This window comes from Paraburkholderia unamae (assembly GCF_003096875.1).
GTDB classification, from domain to species: Bacteria; Pseudomonadota; Gammaproteobacteria; order Burkholderiales; family Burkholderiaceae; genus Paraburkholderia; species Paraburkholderia unamae.
Map to the genome: position 1 here is coordinate 471,545 of NZ_QEOB01000003.1, position 25,783 is coordinate 497,327.

Sequence of the window (25,783 nt, forward strand, 5' to 3'; positions counted from 1 at the left end):
TGCGATCACGTGCTTGTTCGAATCTGTGCAGAACTGCTACGCAGACGGTCTTCAAAAGTACAAACACTCACATTCATGGAGAAAGGCGGCGCAAAGGCCGCCTTCAAAGATGTGCAACGTTAAAGTGCAGTGCGGATGGTCAGCTTGTCGATTACCGATGTCACACCGGGTACCTGTGAAGCGGCGGAGGTCGCGAGACCGATCTCGTTCTGCGTGGGCACCGTGCCCGTCAAAACGATGACCCCGTCGTGGGCCAGGACGGAAACACTTGACGGATTGAGGCCCGCCGTCCTCGCGAGCTTTCGGCGGACAGCCTTGATCAGTTGTTTATCTTCGGGCGAAGGGTGCTTCAGATCACGTATAGAAGGCAGACTAGCGCTTTCCGGCGCTTGCGGTTGTGCGAACGTGGGTGCAGCGACCAAGATCGCCTGCGACGCGAGCAGAGCGAAAAGCAGAGGAAAGTAGCGGTTCTTCATCAAAGCCTCGATGGGTAGACTGCGGTGGATGCACGGCTTGGGAGCGTTGCGCTTACTCGTTCAGAAGTAGTGCATGATCCCACTGAAGAGGCCGAACTGGTTGTGACCCAATGCGGGGTTCATAGGCGAACCCTCGGGCTGTTCCACGGGACTGAAGTTCGTGTTCTTGCCGTTGAAAACATACCCGGCGGCGGCATAAAGGTAAGTTCGTTTCGACAAATTGTACGTCGGAGCGATTTCAACCAGTGTCGCGTTTCCGTGGCCATTGCGCTGGTGTAACCAAGCACCACCTAAGATTACCTTGAGTGGTCCGAGTGCGTTGTATGTCACGCCACCCCATGCGTAGTCTGCGTACCGAGGACTGCTCGCGGGGGCCTGCGGCGCAGCCATGTAGGTATATGCCGCCTGGAACTTGAAAATGCTGCCAGTGAAACCGGCGCCGACGAAGAACTGCTTCTGCGCTGTGAAGAGATCACTGAATTGGCCGTTCGCGTCACGAACCTCTTGGTAGACGGCCCGAGTCGAGAAAGCTCCCAACCGGTATGTCAGTTGCACACCGCTAGTTCTGCCACTGTTGAACTGACCGGGTACGCCGCTCAGGGAGTACTGAAAGCCCACGTCGAAGCCCGCGAAAGAGGGCGAGTAGTAGCTGAAGGTGTTGCTGAAGTTCGGCCAGTTTGCTCCACGAACGAGCGACTCCATGCCGATATGTTGCTGATAGAACGGATCGTAGTCGGCGGTCCCGTCCTTGATGATCCCGTCGTCACGCCCCATGCGGAACGAGCCAAACGGTCCTGACATGCCGACGTAGGCGTTTTGCCAGAACGGATTCGAGCTCATACCGTTCGTCACCAGGATGTAATCCAGCAACTTGAAGTTGATCTTGTAGCCGTTCCCAATGTCTTCTACGCCCGTCATGCCCCAGGCGCTCGCGCCGGCATCGCCACTATCCATACTAAACAGATTCGAGCGCGAGCCGTTCGCTGCCGCAACGCCGGTCAGGTATTGAACCCCCGCGTCAAGACGTCCCCAAAGTGTCACACTGCTTTGTGCGTATGCCCCCCCGGACACAAATATGAGGGCAAGACAAATCCGTCGATTCAATTTAAGTCTCCTAACCAATTTTATTAAGTGATTCCGTAGTTATGATGTTGCTGGGCAAAGTACATCGGTCGCCTAGAAGTGAATTTAGATTGCATTCAATTTAAATTCACTTGGCGGTTTTACCTATGGCGCATGTTTTGCTGTGCGCCGTGCAGAGGTAAGCTGCGGGCTAGTTGATGCAATGCGATGCGTAAGCATCGCGTGATGGCCGTGGTGTGGGAGGGTCGGGCTTCGAAGGTGCTCGGCGCTGGCGCGACGTGCTACCCGACCTGGATCACGGACTCGTTACTGTCTCGGCGCAGCTTGAAGTGTCGAACTGCTGCTGGAAGGCTCACGTACAGATATGGACGAGAGCAGGAAAAGAGCCAATGCCGCTGCGACGGGGGGAACTGCGCAAAAGAGAAACATCTCGGACGGTTGTGCCGTAATGGAAAGCACGAATCCGCCCGCTAGCGGCCCGAGCAGCGAACCGAAGCGGCCAACGCCCTGAGACCAGCCCACGCCCGTACCACGAATCGACGTCGGATAGAAGCCGGTGATATATGCGGTCACTGCTAGTTGTGCTCCGATCATGAAAAAGCCCGCGAAAAAAATGCAGGTCATGACCGGGACAGTGCGGCTACCTGAGAGTCCAATGCCTGCGATGGCCAACGCGCCAAAGACATAGGCGTACCCGAGGCGGCGTAGGGTATGACGCTTCGCGACGCGTACCACGAAGAGGCTCCCGATAATGGCTGCAAAATTGATCATGGCCGTGCCCATAACGGCTAGCTGCAGCGGCATACCAATCTGTTTGAGCAACGACGGGATCCAGTTGATGAGACAGTAGGTGACGCAGAGCGACGAGAACAGAGTGAACCACAGGAGGATTGTATGAATGCCGAAGCCGTTGCGGAACAGCGCCAGGAAGCTACCGCGGCTCGTGCTTACCTCAGCAACGTAGAACGCTTGATCCGCACTATATTTGCGGCTGTCATCAATGCGCGAGAGCATGCGAGCGATCCCGTCTCGATGCCTGTCCGAAAGCGTGGCATAGCGGATCGATTCAGGCAGCAGGAAGATGAGCAGTGGTACGCACAAGAGGGGCAGTACGGCGCCGAGATGGAAAATTGAAGCCCATCCAAAGTGTTCAATCATGCGACCGGCGAACGCGCCGCCTACTACGGCACCAAGAGGGAACCCCCACATGCTGATAGTAACGGCAGTATTTCGCAGTCGTTCCGGTGCATATTCAGCAGCGAGTGCGAGGAAGTTCACGAGCGCACCGCCGAGGCCAATGCCCGCAAGCAAGCGGTAAACGAGAAGTTGGGTGTAGGTGTCTGCGATACTGCAGAACCACGTGAGAATGCCAAACAGCGCGACCGACAGGATAATGGGGCGACGGCGACCGAGGTGGTCGGCTGCCATGCCGAAGAGGACTGCACCCAATACGGTACCGCTCAACCCTGCAGAGAATATCGGGCCGAACGCGGACGGCGCCAGCTTCCACTGCGCACTGATGGCAGGTGCGACGAAGGCGATAGACTGGGTGTCGTAGCCATCGATGACAATGATGAGAAACAGCAGCGCGAAGATGCGCCACTGTAGCGGGCTGAACCTCGCGCCGTTAACTACGGCTGCGACGTCGATGCGTTGGTTTGTCTCCATCTGTATCCTCTGTATTTGCGGTTTTTACTGATCAACGTGAAGCTGTCTCGATGGCATGCGCGAGTTTCTCGGCGATCATGATGGTTGGTATATGAGTGTTGCCGGCTGGTACGCGTGGCATGACGGATGCATCTGCAACGCGTAGGCCAGCTACGCCGTGCACGGCACCGTCTGGACCAGTAACCGCCATACGGTCGTTCGCCCTTCCCATTGCGCATGTGCCGCAGACGTGGCCGGTTCCAGTGACCGAAGTGCGTATGTAGTCGAGTAATGCATCTCCGCTGCCGCGAAGTGAAGCGAGTGGCGCGAGTCTCGCGAAGTGTTGAAGGACACGCATGCCACCTTGCGGGTCAAGGTCCATCCACGCAGCCGCAGCGGCTGCACGCACCGCATTGAACTTTGAAGGCGTGTTGTATCGCATCAGGCGTGCCGCGTCCTGCATGACGAAGGGCGCATGACACAGCTCGGAAACTTCGGGTGCGTCGAAAACCCTGCAGGCGAGCTCGAAACCCTGAACGAGGCGCAGGAGATCGCGTTCATTGGAGGCGAACGCAAACTCTACGCGTGGCGCGCCGTCGAGCGCGTCGGGGTCGAGTCGCACGGTGCCGCGCGAGTCGGGACGCATAAGGACGGGGGCGAGAGAGGCGAGGCGGCGGCCAAGTGCATGCCATGACAGGTAGCTGCGAATATAAAGTCCGAGATCTCCTGGCGGGCCGTCTTCAATTCCTGATGTCCACCGCAGGTATGTGGAGCCTGCCGGACGCCAACCCGGTGCGTCGCGGCCTTCTGGTCGGAGCAGTGCTGTCGTGAAAAGGATAGGGTGATTTTGCAGATTGTGACCGACACCGGGGAGATCTGTGCGGACTTCAATCCCAAGCGCATGCAATTCGTCACCTGGACCGATACCGGAGCGCAAGAGCAAGCTCGGTGAGCGCAACGCGCCCGCCGTCACGATAGTTTCGCGAGCATGCACCGATTCGACGCTGCCATCGTCACGCCTAACAGCTGCGCCAACTACGCGGCCGTTGTCGAACAGCAAATGAGTCGCCTCGGTGCTCGGCAGTAACGAAAGATTAGGGCGCACCCGCGTAGCGTGGTCGAGATAGCAAAGACCAGCGGATGCGCGAGCTGCCTCATAGCGACTGATCGGCAATGTGCAATGACCGTCGCCGAAGTCGGCGTTCATGTCCTCAATATGCCTAAAGCCCGCTTTCGTCGTGGCCTTAAATACCGCGCGCGCAAGCGGTTGCCAGTCGTCAGGTTTTTCTCGTCGGATGGGGACTCGTCCGGTGCTACCGTGTAAAGGACCGTCGAAGTCAATATCGTTTTCGAGTTTGCGAAACCAGGGCAACACGTCATCCCATCCCCAGCCGTCAGCACCAGCTTCCTGCCACTCGTCGTAATCGCGCGGAGTACCGCGAACTGCCCACATACCCATAATCGACGAGCTACCGCCCACGTTGCGGCCTTGCTGGAGCGGAACAGCAGGGGAGTCCTGTGCCGTTCTCCAGTGGACTTTTGAGTCAGACCACATATAGCGCGGATTGAACGCCGAAAGCGGAAACACGTTCTCGATGTCGTGTGGGACACGTTGTGCGACTAGATCCGGTCCCGCCTCGAGCAATGCAACGCGAGCGTTGCCATTTTCGGTTAGCCGGTTGGCGAGCACGGAGCCTGCTGCCCCGGCCCCGATGATCAAGTAGTCGAACGTATCGCTCACCGACTAACTCCTCGTGCGGGGGCGTGACCGCTGGCGCACGACCCCGCAGATATCGGCCGAATCGGAATCACGCCGCTCCTGCCTTGCCGATGCCGATGGAGTCTCGCTTGATAGTCTGCGCTCATGTCTTCCGGGTCCCAGTCGAACTGACTGTCAAGCCGGACCTCGACATTAGCGATGCCGGGCATATCACTAAGAGCCTTGTAAGCCTCCGTCGCAAACGGCGCGCCCATGAGGCATCCATATTCGGTCACAGCAATCACGACTTCGACATGAGTGCCGGCTTCAGTTTCGCGCAGTGATACTTGACGCACGAGTCCCATGTCGTCGAGGCCGGCGGTGCATCCGGCGGCTACACTGCATGGATCGATGACGCAATTCAGGGCTGCTCGAATTTCCTTTTCAGTCTTCATGCCGCACGCTCCCGCTCCTGCACACCTGTCCACGGTTCGGCCAGCGTCTTCTGCCTGCCGAATTCATCGTTTTTGATTTTTGCGCGAAGCGCATCGACGTTCCAGTCGAGGAAGCGCGCGTGATTCAGGCCGAGGACCTTTCGCTTGATGGCTTCCGTCAATTGCGGGTAGCCGTAGTCGCGACTCATGTCCTCGGGAATCTGGAAGTCCCAAAAGAGCTCAACGAATGGCCTCGGATGATGCGCAACACAACCCGTAGACCAAAAGATTCGGTCTTCGCCGCCCCACATGAGCAGGGAGCCAAGCAGTTCGGCAAAGCGCCTCGGCGAGCGCTGGAGCAAATACGCACTGCTGCCTTCAAGGTTGACGGTCACGTTCGGGAAGCGCTGCATTTGCCACGCTGTTTCCTCGAGGAAAGCAATCCCACCGTGCACCACTTCGAACGTCATATCGGGGAACGCAACTGCTGCGCCGGCAACGTCGAATGGTGCGAACGGCTCGCTCGGCACTTGACCCTGCGGGATCGCCTTGTGGGTTGCGATCATCTTGATGCCGCGCTTGCGTGCGTGTTCGAGCAAAGGGAACGCGATCTCGGGATCGTCCAGTCGATAGCTGCGTACTTCGCCGTCCACGAGGTCCATCGGGTAGAACTTGAGACCGACTACCTTGTCTTCCTCGACGAGTTGGTCAATGACATCGATGGCATCCGGTTGCCACGGACTCACGGGTCCGTAAAGGGCCACCCGATCCGGCCAGCGTTCCCGCATTGCTCGGCCTACCGACAAGGGTGAACCGCCGTCTCGGTAAATGCCATAGAGCGGCGTACCGTGATAGACGCATACGTCGGTCTGACTTTCGGCGAAAAGCGCGTGACCCAACAGGTCAGGATCGGCTGCATGTCTAAAGCGCTCGTGCGACAACGCCCACTTCGGATTGCCGTCGGGGATGAGCTTGCTATGGCCGGCAAACAAGGTATCGGAAAGCTGGATTGCGACGCGTTCCTTAAATTTCCCGTCCACATGGTTTTCCGGCAGCGTGTTGTACCCGTGTACGGTGGAGTCGAGAATGAATATGTCATCGAGATGCCAGCGATTGCTAGATTCGGTCATGTCTTTTGCTCCGTCAGTGACAGTATTGGGGATCAGGCGATGTGGAGATGCGCGGGGCGGGATTCGTCGTCAATCACGGAATTCCGGAGGATCCCAATTGATTCGATCTCGGCTTCGACAACATCGCCGTGTTTCAGGAGGCGTTCAGGAAAGCGCTTGCTAAATCCAGCGACACCACTTGTGGTTCCCGTAGTGAGAATGTCACCTGGCTCGAGAGTGAGACGCGACGACCAGTACTCGATGATCTGTCCGCAAGTAAAGATCATGTTCTCGGTGTTGTCGTGCTGTCGTGTCTGGCCGTTCACGCGCAGAGCAATTTCGAGAGAGCCGGGGTCAGCAATCTCGTCCTCGGTAACGACGCACGGTCCCATCGGACACGTAGTGTCGAGGTTCTTGCCCTGAAAGACCACGCCAGTAGGCTTCTCTTGGACGATGAGATCGCGCATGCTGACATCGTTGACGATCGTGAATCCCATTACGACGTCGCGCCAGTTAGCAGCGGGAACATCTCGGCAGCGCTTGCCAATGACCATGGAGAGTTCGATCTCGTAGTCCAGTTCTTCGGTGTGCCGCGAGCGCACGATCATGTCATCAGGGCCGATGACGGCGGAAGGCATCTTCAGGAAGGCCACCGGGTAGGCGGGGAGTTCTCGCAGGACGCCGGCATCCCGCCCTTCGGCGATGTGGCCAGAGTAGTTAGCGCCGATGGCTATGATCTTGCCGGGCCGCGCGATTGGGGCATGCAATTTGGCGACGCTTGAAGGTTGAAGCACGCGTGCAGCAAGCAATCTTCCATAGCCTGCGTCCCCAAGTGCCTGGCTAACATGGGCGAGCGCTTCGCGCGCGGCAGTAATCGAGAGCGGACCACCAGCGATGAGTGCCTTGAGGTCTTGAGGGATGCGGATGGCAGCGATTTGAAGCGCAAACGGATCCGCGACGACGTCTTCCAGGTAGAGTGCGTATGCCCGTTCAAGATCGACGATACATTCCTGCGGCATATCAATCGATTTCAAGAGCGCGCCGACGCGCGGACCGATACCGTCGCTGCCGGTGTACGAAACAAATTTCATTGCTGCACCTCACGTGCTTGGCGAGTGAGCCGTACTGCACGTGCTCGCACGCCGTACGGTTCCAGATCTCGAGCTATCCGCTCTTCTGCTTCACGGGAGACGCCCATACCCGCAACGCGAACTTCGGTCACACCGTCGATTTCCATGAGGGCGGGACGCACTGAACCTTCTGTCGTGACAGGCCGCAATTCGCAACCCAGGCACATACCGGTATAGCGAACGGTTACGACGCCGTTGAGATCGTCGACGCTGACGAGTTCGAGCCCGCCCGCGTGCGCGCGAATCAGGCGTGAGAGGCAAGTAACGGCCTGCTGAACTTGCTCAAAGTTGATGTTCATGCAGCCTCCACCTTTTGCGTGGAGAGCTTTCCGTTGGCTGCTAGTTCGTGCTTCTTCTCCTCGAGGTTGATACCCATTAGCCGCGCAAAGTTCTCGCCGAGGATTTTCTTCTTCGCGTCATACGTGATTTGCGGATAACCATAGTCACGGCGCAGGTCTTCAGGAATTTCGAGCTCCATGAATGCCTTGAGCGTCGGTGCCGGACCTCCCGCGAGCGCTGCCTCAGATGCCCACAACAATTTCTCAGGTCCCACCATTTGCAAAAGACGACCAAGGTGTTCTTGAACGCGGCGCGGAGCGAACCGGTAGAGGCTGATATAGCCGGCCAGTGACAGATAGACATTGGGAAAGCGTGCGGCAATCGATACCATCTGCTCGAAGTAGGGCAACGCGAGATGATGGACGATGAACGAGATCCCAGGGAAATCGCGTGCTGGCGCCTGAATGTCATAGGGCTGGAGATACTCCATGTTCTGGAGGCCCCACGGATTACCCTTGTGAAATTGGAGCACGTTGACGCCTGCCGCAAGTGCACGCTCATACATCGGATAGGCTAGGCGTTCGTCGTCGCAGCGCCAACAGTCGGCAATACGATCGTGGCCGTTGTAAAACTTGAAAGAGCGTGCGCCGAGGTCGTGCATCTGGATGTCCATCTGGTCGAGCGCGTAGTTGAGCCCTCGATGCATTGGATCGACACCTCCGCAGAACAGCACCTGATCGGGATAGGCCGCTGCCATAGCGTGCTGTGTCGCGACTGGCGATTCGCCATTCTTAAAGAGGTCAAACATTGGCACGACCTGCGCCATCGCCATATCAGTTGCTGATTGTTTGAACACCAGGTCGTACATGTCCTCGGCTTCCCAACGGCGTGCCCAGTTGAAACTTGGGTCTTCAAACCGCGGGTTGCCCGGCCATCGCAATGTCTTGACGTATTTCAGGATACTGTCCCGAGTCACTGCGGCGTCGGGTCGGTCCTCCCTCAGATTCTGGGCGGACATGTCGTAGAGGTGAATTGCGTTATCGAAAACGAAGATATCGTCAATCATTGTGAGCTCCGGTTACTCGCTCTTGGCCGCGCTATCGTTTTGCGTGACTGGTTCAATCGAAACTGGTGAAAATTCCGTTGGCCGCAGAATGGAGTTCCGCATACCGAGCATTGGCGCGAGCGCATCGACCTGATTGCGATATTCGGCCCAACGAGGATCCTTTTCGAGTTCGCCTCGGGCTTGCATACGGCGGGCGACGTCAAAGTGTCGCCACAGATGCGTGACTTCGTCAATCTGGCCCAATTCGCTCAGGTACATGCCGAGAAAGTCCCCGCCATGCCGTCGCGTATGTTCGAGCTGAACGGGTAGTGCAGCCCGTTTCCAGAGTTCGAGCCATTGTTTGAGGAGATCAGGGCGAACTCGGTAGAATCTCTGTTCGATTATCATCGCGCGATCCTATTGGTTACGTTGAGCGGTCAAGGAGCCGAATACCTCAAAGAGAGCTGCTGCGTCTTGGTCTGCACGATCCTGCTCCTGTGCGACGCGATAGATGTCAAGGGCAGCCTGGAAGAGTGGTGTAGGAGCACCATGTTGGTCGATGAAGTCGGCGATGATGCGTGTGTCCTTGAACGGGATAGCGAGCTCGGCGGCCTTGGTCGCCGGGTCGTCGTAGATGCCACTGAGCATCAGCGGTACGCGCGCGAGCCAGATGCCGGAGGATGCGGGACTCTTGCCGATGATTTCATTGACGAGCGCGAGGTCGAGACCGGCGCGTTCCGCAAATCGCATTGTTTCTGCGATCAAGACCGTTGTTGTGCAGACGAAGTGATTGACGACGAACTTGAGCCTCGATGCTGTGCCGAAGCTGCCGACGTATCGGTACTGGCGGGCCGTGTCCGCCCACAACGGTTCCGTCTTCGGCCACGCTTCTTCGTCTCCGCTACCGAGGATAGTCAGCATGCCGGTCTTTGCCTGAACGGCACCGCCGATAATTGGACAGTCAAGGAACTTCGCATCGGTGTTGGCCGCGATGCGAGCAGCGGCGCGCTCTTTATCTTCGACGGCGAACGTGCTGGTTTCGGCGATTACATGGTGCGCATTCGTGCATGAGGCGAGGTTGGCAACGACGTCGTCCAGCGCGGCGCTAGAAGGCAGCGAAAGCACGATTAGGTCGGAGAACTGAGCCACTTCTTCGATTTTTTGTGCGACGTGCGCACCCGCTTCAGCGAGCAACGCCGTGCGGGACGGTGAGACGTCATAGCCCATGACCTCCCAGCCGCGGGCTAACCAGTTAATGCTCATGGGGAGCCCCATGAGTCCGGCGCCGATGATGCCAACGCGCTTGGACATAAATCTTCTCCGTTTAATCTTTTATGAATTCAAAGTGAATTCAATTTGAGGCGAACTTGTTCTGGACCGTCACGTGACTTCAGGCGAGTGCGGGTTCGAGAACTCGCTTGAAGAACTCGCAGGCTGGCTCCATCACGAGATCGAAACCAAACTGATAGGTCGGTGTGACGTCAGCGTAGTGGTTCATGAAAGGGATCAAATGCACCTCGGCTTGTTCGTTGCCGTGCCGCCTAAGTGCTTCGTTCATCCAAATCGTTTGTTCTGGCGGAACATGCATGTCGAACTGACCATGAATCCCAAGCACTGGTTGGTGGATTTGTGATGCGTAGCTGATCGGTTGGATCATTTCATAGAATGCACGGTTCTCATCAGGCACGCCGCCTAGCCAATTGCAGAGAAGTTGATAGCGACCCGGTGCGTACGGGGCTACGCCACGCACATGCTGAAGGAGGTCGGTCGGGGAGCCGAAGCTCACAGCTGCGCGGAGTTCGGGGATAAGTGCTGCAGCCCGAAGCGCACTCATGCCGCCTCGAGACATGCCGAAGACAGCGATACGATTGCCGTCAACGCCTTCGCGTTCCGAGAACCATTCGAGTGCGATGCGAATGTCCTGAGGATCATGTTCAGGGGAGCCGGAGCGGTAGGTGATCGAGAGCGCATTAAAGCCCGCACGTGCGAGTCGGCTCGCCGCCCAATCGATGCTGTCAAGCGAACCCGTTGCAATGCCACCCGGCGTGACCATGATGCCTGGTGCGTTGCCGGTCTGGGCAGGACGATGGTGACGGACAGTGAGTGTTACGTGACCATCGTGGAGCTTGTGGTCAGTAGGCGGAAGTGGGATATCGGACATGAGGATTTCCTTGAATGGAATGTAAAGAGGGAGCTGTTGCTGCACGACGGCCGCACAGGGTGGCGCTCAAGTCGGCAGCAGCTTTCTCGGCAATCATGAGGACCGGTAAGTTCGTGTTGGCACTCACGACAGCGGGCATGACTGAAGCGTCGATGACACTTAATCCTTCGACGCCGCGAACATGGCATTGGGTGTCGACAACTGCATAAGGGTCGCTTGCTGAGCCGATACGACAGGTCCCCGCCACATGGCCCGTGGGTACTGCGCGTTCATACGCGAGGTCTGCAATCGCCGCGTCGTCGTGGCTTCGCAGCGAGGCGCAGTCCAGACCAATTGCTGCAAACGCTTTGGTTCGAGCATGAGGGCTTAGGTCGAACGCCGAAGCTGCAGCACGGGCCTTGAGCGCGTTCCAGGTACCAGGACGGCTCAGGTCCCGGATGAGCTTCCCCTTGACCGGCAGAATCGCACCGTCGATTTGTCGTGCAACGTTCGGCTCAGCCAGCAAATCGAGGGCGACGCGCAGACCTGCCCCCAGTCGCGTCCGATCGCGCTCGTCGGCGAGGAGGTTGAAGCGCACGCGGGGAGGTATTTGCGCATCGCGCGATTGCAGTGCAACGTCCCCCTGCGAGAATGGCTTATAGACCGAAACGCCGATGCCACCAATCGATCTACCCAGAGCATGCCAGGACGTCTTGTTCAGCATGACGAGGAACATGTCGCCGCCGGGACACTGCGCATGGTTGGAGGAGTATCGAAGACAGTTCGAGAAGCCGGGCCTCAAGGCATTGGGCTGGCGCGCGCGGGGTTTGAGCCACGCGGCCAAAGAGACGAGGGGATGGTTCTGGAGATTTTTGCCGACTCCCGGCAATGCATGGATGACCGGAATGCCAAGCGCCTGCAATATGCCCGGCTCCCCGATCCCGGAGCGCTGCAATAGTGCCGGTGAGTGGATCGCTCCTGCGGCGGCGACGACATGACGTGCAGCGATGAAGCGCTTTCCTTGAGGTGTGGAAACGGTGACACCTGACACTCTTTTGCCGGTTAGTTCGACGCGCTCAACGAGGGTTGCGGCCAGAATATGAAGGTTCGGTCGCGCGCGCACCGCCGCATCGAGATATGCGACTGCAGCGGAAATACGGCGGTACGGAAGATTGCTCATCGGCACAGCGCCGACCCCGTCTTCAAAGCTGCCATTTAGATCGGCCACACTTTCGTAGCCACGTGCGCGAAGCACGTCCGCCATGGCCGACGAGAAGAGGGGCCACGTCCAAGGCGCGTGTCTGCGAATGGTAACGGGCCCTTTGTCACCGTGCATCGCGTCTTTGAAGTCGAGATCATTCTCTAGCGCGCGGAACCAGGGAAGAACATCGTCCCAGCTCCAACCGACTGCGCCTGCGGCGGCCCAGGCATTGTAGTCCGATGGAAGACCGCGCAGCGCAGCCATGCCCATTACCGAAGAGCCTCCCCCCATCACACGTGCTTGCTCGAAGGGCCTGGGAGTCTCCTTGGGGCGGACTTCTGCGTTCAATGGCGACCAGAACCATTCGGGTTGCCCGTAGGAACGCGGATAGCTGTCACGCATGGTGGCGGGTTCGTCGCCAGGCGCGAAATCGCGCCCCGCCTCAATCAGCAATACGCGAAGCCCAGGTTCGGCCGAGAGGCGATTGGCCAGCACGCAGCCGGCGGACCCTCCACCGACAATCACGACGTCGAACGCACCGAACTCGTCGTTCGATGCGTTCGCACGCTGCTTGCCGGTAGGTTGCATGCTCATAGCAGACCACCGTTCACATGAATCACCTGCCCGTTGAGAGCGCGTGACGTACTCCCAGCCAGGAAATGTACGACGTCCGCGATATCTGCCGTCTGTGCGATCCGTCCAAGCGGTGTTGCGCCAACGACTGTTGCACGGCGTGCTTCCGTAGTTTGCGAGAGCATCGTTTCCGTTGCGGTCATTCCGGGCGATACGACATTTGCGGTAATGCCACGTTCTGCAAGCTCCTGCGCTACCGTTTGAATGTACGCTTCTGTCGCGATCTTTGCCCCAGCGTAGGAGGCGGTACCGGGGTAGGGTTGGGTGGCCGTGCTCGACGAGATAAAGATCAAGCGGCCGCCATGACGGAGCAGGCGCGCGGCAGCCTGAATCGCAACGAACTGGCCGCGCGCATTGAGGCGCATGACTCGATCGAAGTCCTCATCTGACGTTTCGGCGATTGACTTCACAACTGCGTCACCTCCGGCATTCAGCACGACAATGTCGAGCTTGCCGTGGCGCGCTGGAATCTGCTCGAACAGCGCCTGTATCTGTGGAGGATCGCCGACATCTGCTCGCACGGCCTCCGCGATTGAACCGTCCCGCACGATCTCCTGGACGAGCTGGGAGGCCAGTACAGATTGCGATTCGTCTGGATAGTTGACGACCACAGTTGCACCGCTCTTTGCGAGCCGACGCGCTATTTGCGCGCCAATTCCGCGGCTTGCGCCCGTGACGAGAGCGACGCGGCCAGCGAGCGGCATTGAGGGATCGACTCCGTCGGAACTGGAGGAAGGGCCAGGCATACAAGGGGCTCCAATGTTGGTGGATGCGCGTATGCGCATCTGGACGGGAGTGGTTTCATCAGGCGACAGCGGTCTCAGCTGCGACGAGCGTTTGCCCGTTGATCCAGCGTCCTTCCTCGCCCGTGAGAAGGAGGACGAGGCTAACAACATCACAGGACTCGGTTCGTCCGCCCGAAACCACGTTGACGGTGATTCCGCGCGCTCCAATTTCGCGCGTCAATACGCGGGCGAAGGTACGCACAGCCGCGTCTGCCCCCGCATTCGCAACGCCCGCGTTGTGGTTGGCGGTCAGAACAAGAACAATTCGGCCGTGCTCGGATACGTGTTTGGCAGCCTGCTGAAGCAGGAAAAAGGGTGTTTTGACTCGCTCGCGAACGATAAAGTCATACTGTTCAAGAGTCAGGTCAGTGATGCGTTCCGGCTCTTCGATAGACGTAAGCAGATAAACAAAAATGTCGACGGCGCCCATCTGCTGAGTGGCAAAGCCGAAGAGATCTGCTGCTCGGGGCGAAGGCGTGTCCCGACAGGCTCTTGTATCGTTGGTGACTTGAGCCCCCTCGTCGATGAGTCCTTGCGCGACGCTTTTGCGAAGGGTCATAGATCCACCGCTCACGAGTACGCGCTTGCCACTCAGGATGGTTGACTGCATGCGTTGTCTCCTGCTCCATATTGAGGCCTTCGCCGAAACCCATAAGTGTCTCGCGGCGCCTCGAATTGTGAATTCAATTTGAATTCAATTTAAGACGATGCGCTGCCGATGTCAACCGTCAAGTGCCCAGGGTTTCCGATGGCGCGCTGAGTGCTTGCTTCGTACTGTCGTTTGAATCTAGAATGGAATTCAAACTGAATGCAATTTGTATCAACTTCAAACCGGCTGCGCTTTTCGACCTCGCCGCCGGGTCGTCATACGGAGGATCGATGGAACACAGTGGGATTGCTCAAGACGAATGGGGCGCAAGACAAGAGCTTGCGGCCGTCTATCGACTCGTGGAAATTCATGGTTGGGGCGAGAGTATCTACAACCACATCTCGCTGCGCGTGCCGAATGAACCTGGCTCCTTCCTGATCAAGGCCCATGACCGGCTGTACAGCGAGGTGACTGCTTCGAATCTCGTGAAGGTGTCGATTGAAGGCGACCTCGATGAGAAGTCAGGCGTGAATCGACCGGGCTACGTGTTGCACGGTGGGGTGCTTCAATGCAGACCGGACGTTAATTGCGCGCTTCATGTTCATACCGCAGAGGGCATTGCTATATCGGCTTGCGTCGAGCCGTTGCGAATGCTTTCACAATATGCCGTACGATTCTATGGACGTGTGGGCTACCATCCATATGAGGGAATCACTGACGGGCTTGATGAGCGGGCGAGAATCGAGCAGCACCTCGGTCAGAACATTGCGCTCTTCATGCGTAACCACGGGGTATTGACAGTCGCGTCAAGTGCGCGTGCCGCGTTCATCCGTATCAAGGATCTGCTCGAAGCCTGTCGCATCGAGCTCATGTTGCTAGCTTCGGGCCGCGAACTCGTCGAGGTGCCTGCGGAAGTGTGCGAGCGTACTGTGCGTCAGTTTGCGGCCCACGACGATGGGCGCGGCGGCGCCGATTGGCCAGCGTATCTGCGCATGCTTGACAGCATGGATCCCTCCTGGCGGAGTTGATCAGGCAGTGTTGAGCACAGGCTGCCGTCCCAGGCGCCTGTGCGATATCACTCAACGTGCGCGGAAGTGCTTAACGACGGCCTGCGCGACTCGGGTGAGGTGTTCTTCCGCTGCCAGTTGTGCGGCCGCGCTGTCGCGCGCGAGCAATGCCTTGAGGATCGCTGCGTGTTCGTCGATAACTTTGCGCGTGGGAACGTGCTGACGGACACCTTCAATGCGCGGTCGGCGTACATGCTTTGAGAGCATTGCGTGCAGATCGATAAGCACGCCGTTGCCGGACAGCGCCACCAGCCTGCGGTGGAATGACTGGTTCAGGTCGAAATATTCTTCGGCATTCTCAGCGTCGAAGTCTTTTGCAAAGCGACGATGGATTTCAGCCAGATCCGTGAGTTCCTCATTGCTAGCGGTTTCACAGGCGAGCTTCGCTGCGTAGCCTTCGAGCGCGCCAAGGACGGCAAGCTTATCTTCAATCGTTTCCACTGAGATCGGGCTCACGATTGCACCACGGTTTCTGAACAACTGCACGAGCCCCTCGGACGCGAGAATTTTCAGCGCCTCGCGCAGCGGCGTACGCGAGACCCCGAGTTCCTCACATAATTCCCGCTCTGATATTGGCGTCCCGGGGCGCAGCTTACCGTCGACAATCTTGTCACGCAGAATTTCAGTGACTTGATGATGCAGTTGTGTAATTTCGGGCATGTCAGCGGTATGTTGGGAGCGTGCCAAGATGGGACACTAGTATCCATATCCTAGCACATTGCATTCAATCCGAATGCGATGTGTGGGGCCGAGATCGCCACAGTCGAGGGGAATGCCTGGAACGTGACAGCGGGCAACTTCGAAGTTCTCGAAGTGACATGCCTTCGCGAATGCGAATGTGAAAGAGATGAGTGGGAAGAGTTGACCGGCGGGTACCCACGCAGTGAGTAGCAAGTCGGGCGAAATCGTTAGTATGAGCCAGCAGTTGTCCGCAAGAACCGACGATCAGGCATCCGCGCTGGAGCAAACGTCGACCGCGATGGGAGGGTTGATGACCGCAGTTCGGCTGACGAGAATCTGCTGCGCTCGGTCTGAAGACTGTGCGTGCTTTTGTCTAAGGTCCATTTCAGTAAGCGAACGCCGAAGAATTCCAGCCGCGGTGGCAACGAGCTGCGTTCGACAAGAAGACAGTTGCTGGCGTACATTAGCCGTCTCCATCTGCTGCGGTGAAGTTTAAGAATATTGCCAGTGAGAAGCACGAACCGGGTTTCCCCAGACTATTGCCGGTATGCGGATGCTTCACCTGGCGTTCAACTGGGCGGCCTCATCGCCGGTGGATTTGTGCCGCTCGTTGCGATGCGGCACTCTGGCCGCGTGCATCGACGACCATACTGCTCGCCCGCAATTCCCCTGCCAGCGGAGCTCGTTACTCCAGTCGAATGACAGTTGGGCTTGACCGAGTGTCGCTTCTTCGCCACCAACGGTCTCGCCGCGTAACGACTAGTCTGTGCGTGGTTCCGCGTACAGGCCGATCAGCGCCTCAAGGTCTTTGGCCGCAACAGGTTTGATCAGGAAAGCACAAGCGCCGTGCGACAACGCTTTTTGCTGAAGTTCAGGGGTGGGGTAGGCCGTTATGAAGATAGTCGGTATCAACAGATCTTCCCTAACCATGTGGAGAAACATCTCGATCCCCGACATGCCCGGCATCTGGACATCGGAAATGATGCAACTGCACCGGTTGTTCCGGATCCACGCTAGCAGCTGGATACCGGATTCAAAGCCGACAACCTCGTAGTCGAACGACCTCAACAAACTCGACAAGCCGACTCGAACGGACTCATCGTCGTCGACGATGCAAATCACCTGTGCGGGGCACAATTGTTCTTCTCCCAGACCCATGTGGCGGCCAATTGCGGCAAACGCAACGTGTACCCGACGAGAGCCTAACCGAGACCGTTGGCCGACGAAACCCATACGGAGGTTTATATAGGTAGATCTTCGTCCGAAAGTTAAGATGTTATTGATAGGTGTCTGGCGAGCGCAGAAGGATCTCGCGAGAAAATTGCAAAAATATTTCAATATTATTTCATTTGCATAACAGGTGCAGGTGGCCGTGAGGCGCTGCCGGCAGAGACGTCAGCGCGTTTCGGGAACGCTGGCACCGGCGGCTGGAGCGTGCTGCCTTTACTGACCGGTCACCGGCCGGGGAATCAAGTCCCAACCGTCCACGTCCGTAGCGCCGACGGAGAGACAGAAGTAGGGCGGGGTATGTATCGATGCGACGGCGAACGGTGCGAAGTCAGCGGTCCCTCGTCTGTTCGTCAGGAGTTGCGCCCGGTGAGCGGCCCGAGTAAGAGGGCCTCTCTTGCTGAAGAGGCTCAAATCTGGGCGCGACGAAAGTCGTTGCGTTTGGTGCGAAGGGGGCAGTGTGGAAGCCCTTGCAGCATAGTCCGGGTTGATGGCGGTTTACTTCGAGATTGTCACAAAGTGGAAGAGGTTGCCGCTATTCGTTTCACTGGTGCCGCTCGGGCGCTGTCCCGGCGAGAACCTCAGTTTTTGCGCTGTGAAGTCGTCGATACAGGAGCTTAAGACGCCGCATTAAGAATGGAGCCATCACTGTTTGAATTTTCAGCACAAATTGAGCAATATTTTTTAAGCGCTGGGAGAGAAATTCGCATTCTCGATTGAGACGAAGCCTGGATTTAAAGTCCTCGAGAATTCCGGTTTGGAAACCTGGTTCTTGGGAGAGGGTGATTGCCGCAACTTTGAGCAGACCCTGTCGCGCTAACGTTTCGCGGCTGCGAGTGACGAAAAAGTATTGATGATGGTGTCCGGCCAGGATGAGCTATGCTGACTCCCGCCGGGCAGGGGCGGGCATGAATCGGCCTGCTGGGACGAACGCACTGGATTAAGTCGAAATGGAGCAGATGAATTCGATTGTCTACGTCGTGGACGACGATGAAGGTGTTCGCGCAGCCCTCGAGAACTTGCTCGAATCCGCAGGGTTCGAAGTTCAAGTGTTTTCGTCCACTTCCAACTTTCGCGCGCACGAGCGAGCGGAAACCCCGAGTTGCCTGATTCTCGACGTTCGCCTCAAGGGCGAGAGCGGTCTGGCATTTCAGGAGTGGGCGCTAGAGAACCGTATCACGATTCCCATTATCTTCATGACTGGATATGGCGATGTCGAAATGTCTGTCCAGGCCATGAAAGGTGGCGCGGTGAATTTCTTGGCGAAGCCGTTTCGCGAACAGGACATGCTCGAAGCCGTCACGGAAGCCCTGACGATCGACGAGGCGCGACTCAAGACCAGACGCCTATCCGAAGCCTTACGGAAGATGTTCTCGACTCTTACGCCGCGCGAGCGCGATATCGCTCGTCTTGTTGCTGCTGGTCACATCAACCGGGTGACCGCTGAGAAATTGGGTCTCACGGAAATGACGGTGAAAATCTACCGCGGGAGGGTGATGAAGAAGCTTTCCGCGCGCTCGAAGGCCGAACTGGTGAAGAAGGTGCGGGCGTTGTGTCCGGATGAAGAGTCCCAGTGAATGATTGCGCACGCAGATGAACCGGCATTGGCGCGCGAGAGCGCCGGCCCGGGTATGCCCATGGGAAACTCGATGATAAAGATCCTCGGCGTGATAGCGTGAGGCATCCGAATGCAAAAGAACACGATGCAGCCCGCGTCCTCGATGGGGGGGGCGATGGTTTATGTGATTGACGATGACGAGTCGGTTCGCTCCGCATTGTCCAGTCTATTGCGTTCGGAAGGATTTTCAGTGCACACGTTCGAGCGCACTCTGGAGTTTGTCGCATTTGACAAGCCCGACGTCCCGAGCTGCCTCGTGCTGGATGTTCGCTTGCGTGGCGAGAGCGGTCTGACGTTCCAGAAGAGCGCTCGCGAACACCTGGCCGACATGCCAATCATCTTCATGACGGCGCACGGGAACATAGAAATGTCCGTCCAGGCGATGAAGGCGGGGGCGCTGGATTTTCTCGCCAAGCCGGTCCGGGACCAGCGTGTGATCGACGCGGTATCGGCAGCGATTCGCCGTCACGCTGCGAGTCTCGAAAAAGCCAGATCGGCGGCCGCCCTCAGGGAGCGATATGGCCTGCTCACCGCCCGCGAACGGGAAGTCATTTCCTATGTGATCGATGGGCTGCTGAATAAACAGATCGCAGGGAAAATGAATCTGAGCGAAATTACGGTCAAGATTTACCGCAGTTCGGCCATGCGCAAACTCGGTGCGCAGTCAGTCGCCGATCTCGTCCGCAAAATGGAACACGTCAATAGCACGACGTCGTTCACGCCATGAAGCGCCAGGCGCGCAACGCCGTCACGCGGTCGCCCCGTCTGGCGTTCCCCCAATCATTGCTGTTGTCGTGCTTTTAACCCGAATACGTTTGCGCCGCCTCAGGCCCGAACGCGTACCGGCTTGATGGAGGCAAGGATGCCTTTGCTGGAAGATTCATTTGTGGATGCGAACATCCCGGGCTGGGATGCAACGGGGGCTGCTGAAACCCTGGGGCGGCTGGTGAGCGCAAATGTCCTCTATAGCGAGGATGGCATTGCGATGTATCGCGTCGTCACGACCGGTGCGCCGGGTTCGATCCTCGTAAAGTGCCCAACCGGCGAGCCGCCGCCGCGCGAGGCGCTGTGGGCGCTGGAAAAGGAACATGGCCTGCGCGCAATGATTGGCGGGGACTGGGGTATCCAGCCTCGCGATCTGTTCAGTGCGAGAGGCCAATTCCTGCTGGTTCTAACGGACTGCGGAGGCTGGCCGTTGGCGAACGACATCGCGATCGGCCGTCCCCTGAAACAATTTCTGCCGCTTGCCGTATCGCTTGCGACGACCGTCAAGCGTCTTCATGAGCGGGGTCTCGTCCACAATGGCCTGAATCCGGTGAATGCCTTCGTCGGCACCGACAACCGGATCTGGCTCACCGGGCTTCAGAATACTTCCAGCGTGTTTGATGCGTGCACATCTTTCGACGGTGACCATGCCATCGCCACTGGCGCACTGCCGTATCTCGCGCCGGAGCGTATCCGCGGCACAAGTGTCCACGCCGATCCGCGCAGCGACCTCTATGCGCTAGGAATACTGCTCTATCAACTACTGTCCGGCCAGCTTCCCTATGACGCGAGCGAGCGCGAGGAGTGGCTCTACGCCCATCTCGTCAGTTCGCCTCGCACATTGAAAAGCGTGGTTCCCGATCTTCCGCCGCAGATCGATTTCATCATTAACAAACTGCTATCCAAGGCGGTGGATGACCGCTACCAGACCGCGGCGGGTGTGGAGTCGGATCTACAGCTCTGTATGGAAGACATCGGCCAGAGAGCTGACTTTCCGACCGGGTTGCCGGGTCGCGGCGATCGGCGCGACCGCGTGGTTTTTCCCGAGACGTCCTATGGGCGGCGCCGGGAGTTGGCGCAACTCCATTGCGCATTGGAGCAGGTGCAGACGTCCGGGCAAGCGCTCATCGTGGTCGTCGAAGGGGCGCCTGGCGTGGGCAAGACGTTTTTCATCGAGGAGTTCAAGCGCGAGATCGGGGCGGCGGACATTCCAGTCACGCTAGGCAAATTCGATCAGTACAACGACAACCTTCCCTATGGCGCGTTTGTCCAGATGCTTCGGGGACTGGTTCGTCCCCTGCTGGGCAAGTCCGGCCCTGAGATTGCGGAGTGGCGCAGAAAGTTCGAGCAGGCCATCGGGCAAAACGGCCAATTGATCGTCAATCTCGTTCCCGAAATCGAGTCGATCGTCGGGCCGCAGATGCTTTGCGAAACCTTGCCGGCGCAGGAGGCGACGAATCGCTTCGTACTGGTCGTGCGCCGCTTTCTGAATTTGTTCGCCGATCCGCAGCGGGCCCTGGTGCTGTTCCTCGACGATGTGCAATGGCTCGATGCCGGCACGCTCGAGATCATGGACGGCCTGTCCTCCGACGCTGAGCTAGGCCGCATTCTCGTGGTGCTTGCGTACCGCGACCAGGAGCATGGCGCATCGCGTGTCACGAGCGAAAGGCTTGAGCGCTTGCTGTCGGGCCCGCGTGTGTCCGAGCGCATCCGGATATCGCCACTCGCGCCGGGTGATGTGCAGGACCTGATTGCGCACATGCTCGACGAGGAGCCGGATGCCATCGCACCACTCTCGACCGTCATTTTTGAAAAAACGGGCGGGAATCCATTCTTCACGATTGAATTTCTCCGCGAGCTGATTCAGGAGCGGCTGGTCGTGCCGCATCCGCTTCGGTGCGGTTGGAACTGGGACCTGTCGGGCATCGCAGAAACCGACTTCACCGATAACGTCGTCGATCTGCTGACGCTCAAGCTCACACGGTTGCGCGAAAGTACGAAGCAGCTTCTCGCGATGTTTGCCTGCGTCGGCGGAGTCGTTTCGGCAACCGCATTGGCCCGGATGGTCGGCGAGGGCACCGCCGCGGTGGTCGCGACCATGAGCGAGGCGGAATCGGCCGGCCTGGTGTCCCGCAAAGGCGACTCGTACCGGTTCGTTCACGACCGGATCCAGGAGGCGTCGTACGCGTCGTTGAGCGCCACGGACCGGGAGCGCGCGCATGGCAAGATCGGCAAGAACCTTCTGGCCAACCTGCCCGCGACGCCATCGACGGCGGAGGTGTTCGAAACAGTCGGCCATCTCAACCGTGCGCAGGCCAGGCTCACGTATTCCGACCAGGTGCGGCTCGCAGTGCTGAACATAGCGGCCGGGCGTTCGGCCAGGTCGGCGACGGCGTGGGGCGCGGCCCGCGAATACTTCACGCACGTCGAGACGCTCGTCACACGGTATGGCGTGGAAGCGAAGAGCATTGACGTATTCGATCTCCTGCTGGAACTTTCGGAGTGCGAATGTCTGACTGGAGATTTCAAGCGGGCATTCGAGCGCGCGCGTTGTGCCCGCGATCGCGCCCCCGATATTCTCAAGCGCGCGAGCGCACTGCGCATGGAAATCCGGATACACACAGCCGCCGGAGACTGCGGGAGTGCGGTCGCGACATCACTCAGGGCGCTGTCGTTGCTCAATATCGACGTCTGGGACGGCAGCGACAGCACGGACGTTTTGAGCAAGATTCAGGCGTTGCGCCAGGAATGGGCGTTGCAGGGCGTGGAAAGTCTGCTTGAACGCGGGCGGATCGACGATCCGATGCTCGAGATGGTCATTGGCGTGATCGTCGACGCGATACCCGGCGCGTATATCGGCGACCCCGCGTTGTTTCCTTGGCTGGTCCTGAAAGCCACGGAGTTGTGTTTGACGCAAGGCTTCACCCGTCTCGCCGGCTATATTTTCGTTACCTTCGCCGCGTTGCTGGTCGGCTTCGCGCGTGATTTCGAGTTGGGAGTGAAGTTTGCCGAAGTGGCGCTCGTGATCAATGACCGCCACGGCGAGCCGCGATTGCGGGGTACCCTGCTTCATCTGTATGGCAACCACGTTCTGGTTTGGCGTAAGCCGCTGCGCGAGTCCGTTCCCGTGCTGCAACAGGCAAAAGATCTTTGCATGGAAGTGGGTGATTTCATCTACGCGGGATACATCGCCTTCGAGACGGTCTGGCAAGCGTACGAAAGAGGCGAGGACCTGAACGAAGTGCTGCTTCTGTGCAAGGAAAATCAAAAGTTCGCGGCGGAACTGCGAACGCCGATTATCAGTACCGTACTTGAACTCGAGCGGATCTTCCTGACGCAACTTCAGGGCAGGGAACACGTCGATGCCGGAGAAAGTGTGTCCGTGACCGGCCCGACCTATACCGGCCTTGTCGAGAGCCTGCGCGAAGCGCAATTCGGCTGTGGCGTCGCGTTCGCGATCGTCATGCAGATGACCGTCGAATTCCTCGATGGTCGATTCGCAGCGGTGGTCAAACTCGCGCGGGATATGCAGCCGATCACCGGGACGATCATTACCCTTCCCGTAGAGGCGACATTTCATTTCCTCAGGGCGTTCGCCACACTGCGCGTAATCGACGAAGGCGCCGAGGGTGCGAACGGTGAGACACGTGAGGATCTACGCGACTCCCTGAACCGGTTGGAAGCCTGGGCGGAAGGCTCGCCTGACAATTTCGGGAGCCGGCACGCTTTGGCGGCCGCGGAATACGCGCGTGTCCATGGGGACGACGCACGCGCCGAAATGGAGTACGAACGGGCGATCTCGCTTGGGCGGGCGCACGGCCACGCGCACTATGAAGCCATGGCGCTGGAATTTTCTGCGCACTTCTACGCGGCCCGCGGTATTCGCTCCGTTTCGAGGTCGTGCTTGCGCTCGGCGCGTGACGTGTACGGCCGATGGGGCGCCGGGGCGAAGACGCGCCATCTCGAGCAAGCCTTTTCCTTTCTGCGCGAACCGGTGGCGCTCGTGAAAAACGGGCTCGCCAGCGCGACGTCCTTGGGTATGGTGGACGTCGTCGCGATGTTTCAGTTGTCTCAAACCGTGTCCAGCGAAATTGATCTCGACAAGCTGGTGCGTGCATTCGTTCAAATTGCCATACGTCGCAGCGGAGCGGACCGCGCGCTGCTCATGCTAAGGATAGCTGATGAGATCAGGATAGCGGCGGATGCCGGCTTTGACGGACATGATCTGGTCGTCTGCGCGACGGACGCTGATCTCGGCGATGTCGCGCTGCCGTTGTCGGTGGTGAGGCACGTCATGCGAACCCGGGAAGATGTCGTCATCGAAGATAGTGCGGTAGCCAACGACTTTCGGAACGACGACTACGTGGGCGCCGGACACTGCCGATCCCTGCTGTGCATCCCACTGCTGCGCCATGCCGAACTTGTTGGCGTGCTGTACATGGAAAACAGAAAATCGCCCTACGTATTCGATATCGCGCGGGTGAATCTGATGAACATGCTTGCCGCGCAGGCTGCGATATCCATCGAGAATGCCCGCCTTTATACGGAACTCAAGCGGGAAAACGCTGAACGAAGGGAGACGGAAGCGCGGTTGAGACGCAGCGAGGCATTTCTGGAGGAAGGGCAGCGCATTAGCAAGACGGGCACCTGGATCTGGAACGCGACGACGGGTGTGATGCTCTGGTCGAGGCAAAACTACGAACTCTGGGGCGTCGATGCCGACTGCAGGAATCCGACGCTCGAGATGTGCGCGCAACGCGTCCAGTTAGCCGACCAGCTTCGGTTCAAGGAGGAATTTTCGAACGCCATCCGCGCCGACGCAACGCATAGCGCGGAGTTTTCGGTTGCCTGTGGCAATGACGAGACGCGTCGCCTGCATCTGCTATTTCGCCCGTGGCCAAACAGCGGCAATGGCTCGCGCGAATATATCGGGTCGACGATCGACGTGACCGACCGGCGCGCTTCGGAGAATGCGCTTTGCCGTAGCGAGATGTATCTATCGGAAGCGCAGCGTCTCAGCAATATCGGCAGCGTCGGCTGGAATATCGAGTCGCGCGAGATGACTTGCTCTGCGCAAACGTACCGGATACTGGAAGCCGACGAGCCCGCGCATCCGCGCCTCGACTTCATACTGGAGCGCATCCATCCCGATGATGTCGAACATGTCAAGCGTGCGCTCCAGGAGGCCGAGGAAGACGCTGCCATTGTCGAGGTGGAATATCGCGCATTTGCGGCAAGCGGCGTCATCAAGTATCTGAGGATGGTCGCGCGCCCGGTGGAATCCGCAATCCGCGTGGTGGAGTACGTTGGGGCGCTCGCCGACATGACCGAGATTCATCAGGCGCAAAATGCGCTGCTTCGCGCCCAGGCCGAGCTGACCCACGTAACGCGCGTCTCCACCCTTGGGGAACTGACCGCTTCCATTGCTCATGATTTGAAGCAGCCACTGATGGCGATCATTACCCATGGCGAAGCGGGCATTCGCTGGCTGGATCGTGCGGTGCCGTCTTTGGACGAAGCGACGGCGAACCTCGATCGTATCGTGAACGACGCAAATCGCGCGAGCGAGGTGATCAACCGGCTTCGTGCGCTGGCTCGCAAGGAGCGGCCGATCCGTTCGCCGATCGATATGACCCAAGCGGTCGCCGAAGTGGTCGCGCTCGTTCGCCAGGAGCTCGAACGAAACCGGATCCGGCTGCGCGTTTCGGCAAGTGAGAGCCTTCCCAAGGTTGTTGCCGACAAGATCCAGATTCAGCAGGTGGTGATGAATCTCGTCTTCAACGGCCTGCATTCGATTCTGCGTTCCGACAGTGAAAACCGGGTCTTGCAGATTTCCGCGCACCGGACGACGACAACGATGGTTCGTGTTTCGGTGAGCGACTCGGGAACCGGCATATCGGCGGCGATAATCGGACGCCTCTTCGAACCGTTCTTCACGACGAAATCCGATGGCATGGGACTGGGGTTGTCGATATGCCGGTCGATTATCGAAGAGCACCGCGGAACAATTTGGGCATTCAATAATGACGACGCGGGTGCGACGCTTTGTTTCGAGTTGCCGGTTGGCGATAGCGTCTTGCAGTAATCGTTGAAGTATCGAAAGCCGCGACGCACTAAACCAACGTATAGCCCATATACGCGAAGGTTCGGCGCGACGAGACGTTGGTGAAGTAGA

General features: G+C 58.4%; 21 protein-coding genes. 4 read left to right on the forward strand and 17 right to left on the reverse strand.

From position 1 onward, the window contains the following. Positions 1–119: 119 nt before the first annotated feature. The 15 genes from C7402_RS09200 to C7402_RS09270 form a co-directional block, all read right to left on the reverse strand. Positions 120–476, reverse strand: coding sequence for a BON domain-containing protein (locus tag C7402_RS09200; protein WP_116610379.1), 357 nt, complete (start codon positions 474–476; stop codon positions 120–122). Positions 477–536: 60 nt separating this feature from the next. Then, positions 537–1,580: a porin gene (locus C7402_RS09205; protein WP_165841838.1), complete on the reverse strand. Its 1,044-nt coding sequence runs from the start codon at positions 1,578–1,580 to the stop codon at positions 537–539. A gap of 285 nt (positions 1,581–1,865) precedes the next feature. Continuing rightward, positions 1,866–3,227, reverse strand: coding sequence for an MFS transporter (locus tag C7402_RS09210; RefSeq protein ID WP_116610381.1), 1,362 nt, complete (start codon positions 3,225–3,227; stop codon positions 1,866–1,868). 31 nt (positions 3,228–3,258) lie between these two features. Further along, positions 3,259–4,947 (reverse strand): GMC family oxidoreductase, encoded by a 1,689-nt coding sequence (locus C7402_RS09215; RefSeq protein WP_116610382.1) that lies wholly within the window; start codon positions 4,945–4,947, stop codon positions 3,259–3,261. Next, entirely contained in the window at positions 4,944–5,360 is a 417-nt protein-coding gene (locus C7402_RS09220; protein ID WP_116610383.1) for a metal-sulfur cluster assembly factor, read from the reverse strand. Before C7402_RS09220 ends, C7402_RS09215 begins: the two co-directional genes overlap by 4 nt. Next, positions 5,357–6,469: an amidohydrolase family protein gene (locus tag C7402_RS09225; RefSeq protein ID WP_116610384.1), complete on the reverse strand. Its 1,113-nt coding sequence runs from the start codon at positions 6,467–6,469 to the stop codon at positions 5,357–5,359. Before C7402_RS09225 ends, C7402_RS09220 begins: the two co-directional genes overlap by 4 nt. Positions 6,470–6,501: 32 nt before the next feature. Then, positions 6,502–7,539: a fumarylacetoacetate hydrolase family protein gene (locus tag C7402_RS09230; protein WP_116610385.1), complete on the reverse strand. Its 1,038-nt coding sequence runs from the start codon at positions 7,537–7,539 to the stop codon at positions 6,502–6,504. Further along, positions 7,536–7,877: a NifU family protein gene (locus C7402_RS09235; RefSeq protein ID WP_116610386.1), complete on the reverse strand. Its 342-nt coding sequence runs from the start codon at positions 7,875–7,877 to the stop codon at positions 7,536–7,538. Before C7402_RS09235 ends, C7402_RS09230 begins: the two co-directional genes overlap by 4 nt. Beyond that, on the reverse strand, positions 7,874–8,923 hold the full coding sequence (locus C7402_RS09240; protein WP_116610387.1) for an amidohydrolase family protein: 1,050 nt from the start codon (positions 8,921–8,923) through the stop codon (positions 7,874–7,876). Before C7402_RS09240 ends, C7402_RS09235 begins: the two co-directional genes overlap by 4 nt. 12 nt (positions 8,924–8,935) lie before the next feature. Then, positions 8,936–9,310: an NIPSNAP family protein gene (locus tag C7402_RS09245; RefSeq protein ID WP_116610388.1), complete on the reverse strand. Its 375-nt coding sequence runs from the start codon at positions 9,308–9,310 to the stop codon at positions 8,936–8,938. Between the two features lie 9 nt (positions 9,311–9,319). Then, a complete protein-coding gene (locus tag C7402_RS09250) occupies positions 9,320–10,213 on the reverse strand; it encodes an NAD(P)-dependent oxidoreductase (protein WP_116610389.1) in 894 nt (297 codons plus the stop codon). A gap of 79 nt (positions 10,214–10,292) precedes the next feature. After that, positions 10,293–11,063, reverse strand: coding sequence for an alpha/beta hydrolase family protein (locus tag C7402_RS09255; protein ID WP_116610390.1), 771 nt, complete (start codon positions 11,061–11,063; stop codon positions 10,293–10,295). After that, positions 11,035–12,837, reverse strand: coding sequence for a GMC family oxidoreductase (locus C7402_RS09260; RefSeq protein WP_279635541.1), 1,803 nt, complete (start codon positions 12,835–12,837; stop codon positions 11,035–11,037). Before C7402_RS09260 ends, C7402_RS09255 begins: the two co-directional genes overlap by 29 nt. Then, positions 12,834–13,580, reverse strand: coding sequence for an SDR family NAD(P)-dependent oxidoreductase (locus tag C7402_RS09265; protein ID WP_165841839.1), 747 nt, complete (start codon positions 13,578–13,580; stop codon positions 12,834–12,836). The genes C7402_RS09260 and C7402_RS09265 overlap by 4 nt, the downstream gene beginning before the upstream one ends. 100 nt (positions 13,581–13,680) lie before the next feature. Next, positions 13,681–14,271, reverse strand: coding sequence for an SDR family oxidoreductase (locus C7402_RS09270; RefSeq protein ID WP_116610393.1), 591 nt, complete (start codon positions 14,269–14,271; stop codon positions 13,681–13,683). A gap of 182 nt (positions 14,272–14,453) precedes the next feature. Here C7402_RS09270 and C7402_RS09275 point away from each other — a divergent pair, with 182 nt between their 5' ends. Then, entirely contained in the window at positions 14,454–15,278 is an 825-nt protein-coding gene (locus C7402_RS09275) for a class II aldolase/adducin family protein (protein WP_244314793.1), read from the forward strand. Between the two features lie 51 nt (positions 15,279–15,329). Here the strand turns inward: C7402_RS09275 and C7402_RS09280 are convergent, their stop codons facing one another. Together C7402_RS09280 and C7402_RS09285 are read right to left on the reverse strand one after the other, a co-directional pair. Further along, complete coding sequence (locus C7402_RS09280; protein ID WP_116610394.1) at positions 15,330–15,977, reverse strand: GntR family transcriptional regulator; 648 nt, start codon at positions 15,975–15,977, stop codon at positions 15,330–15,332. A 780-nt stretch (positions 15,978–16,757) separates the two neighbouring features. Beyond that, entirely contained in the window at positions 16,758–17,156 is a 399-nt protein-coding gene (locus tag C7402_RS09285) for a response regulator transcription factor (protein ID WP_244314794.1), read from the reverse strand. 1,019 nt (positions 17,157–18,175) lie between these two features. Here C7402_RS09285 and C7402_RS09290 point away from each other — a divergent pair. From C7402_RS09290 to C7402_RS09300, 3 genes are all read left to right on the forward strand, one after another. After that, a complete protein-coding gene (locus C7402_RS09290) occupies positions 18,176–18,802 on the forward strand; it encodes a response regulator transcription factor (protein ID WP_116610395.1) in 627 nt (208 codons plus the stop codon). A 111-nt stretch (positions 18,803–18,913) separates the two neighbouring features. Then, the gene (locus C7402_RS09295; RefSeq protein WP_116610396.1) at positions 18,914–19,570 is read left to right on the forward strand and encodes a response regulator transcription factor; all 657 of its coding nucleotides are present in this window, start codon (positions 18,914–18,916) and stop codon (positions 19,568–19,570) included. A 135-nt stretch (positions 19,571–19,705) separates the two neighbouring features. Further along, a complete protein-coding gene (locus C7402_RS09300) occupies positions 19,706–25,693 on the forward strand; it encodes an AAA family ATPase (RefSeq protein WP_165841840.1) in 5,988 nt (1,995 codons plus the stop codon). The last annotated feature ends 90 nt before the right edge of the window (positions 25,694–25,783 follow it).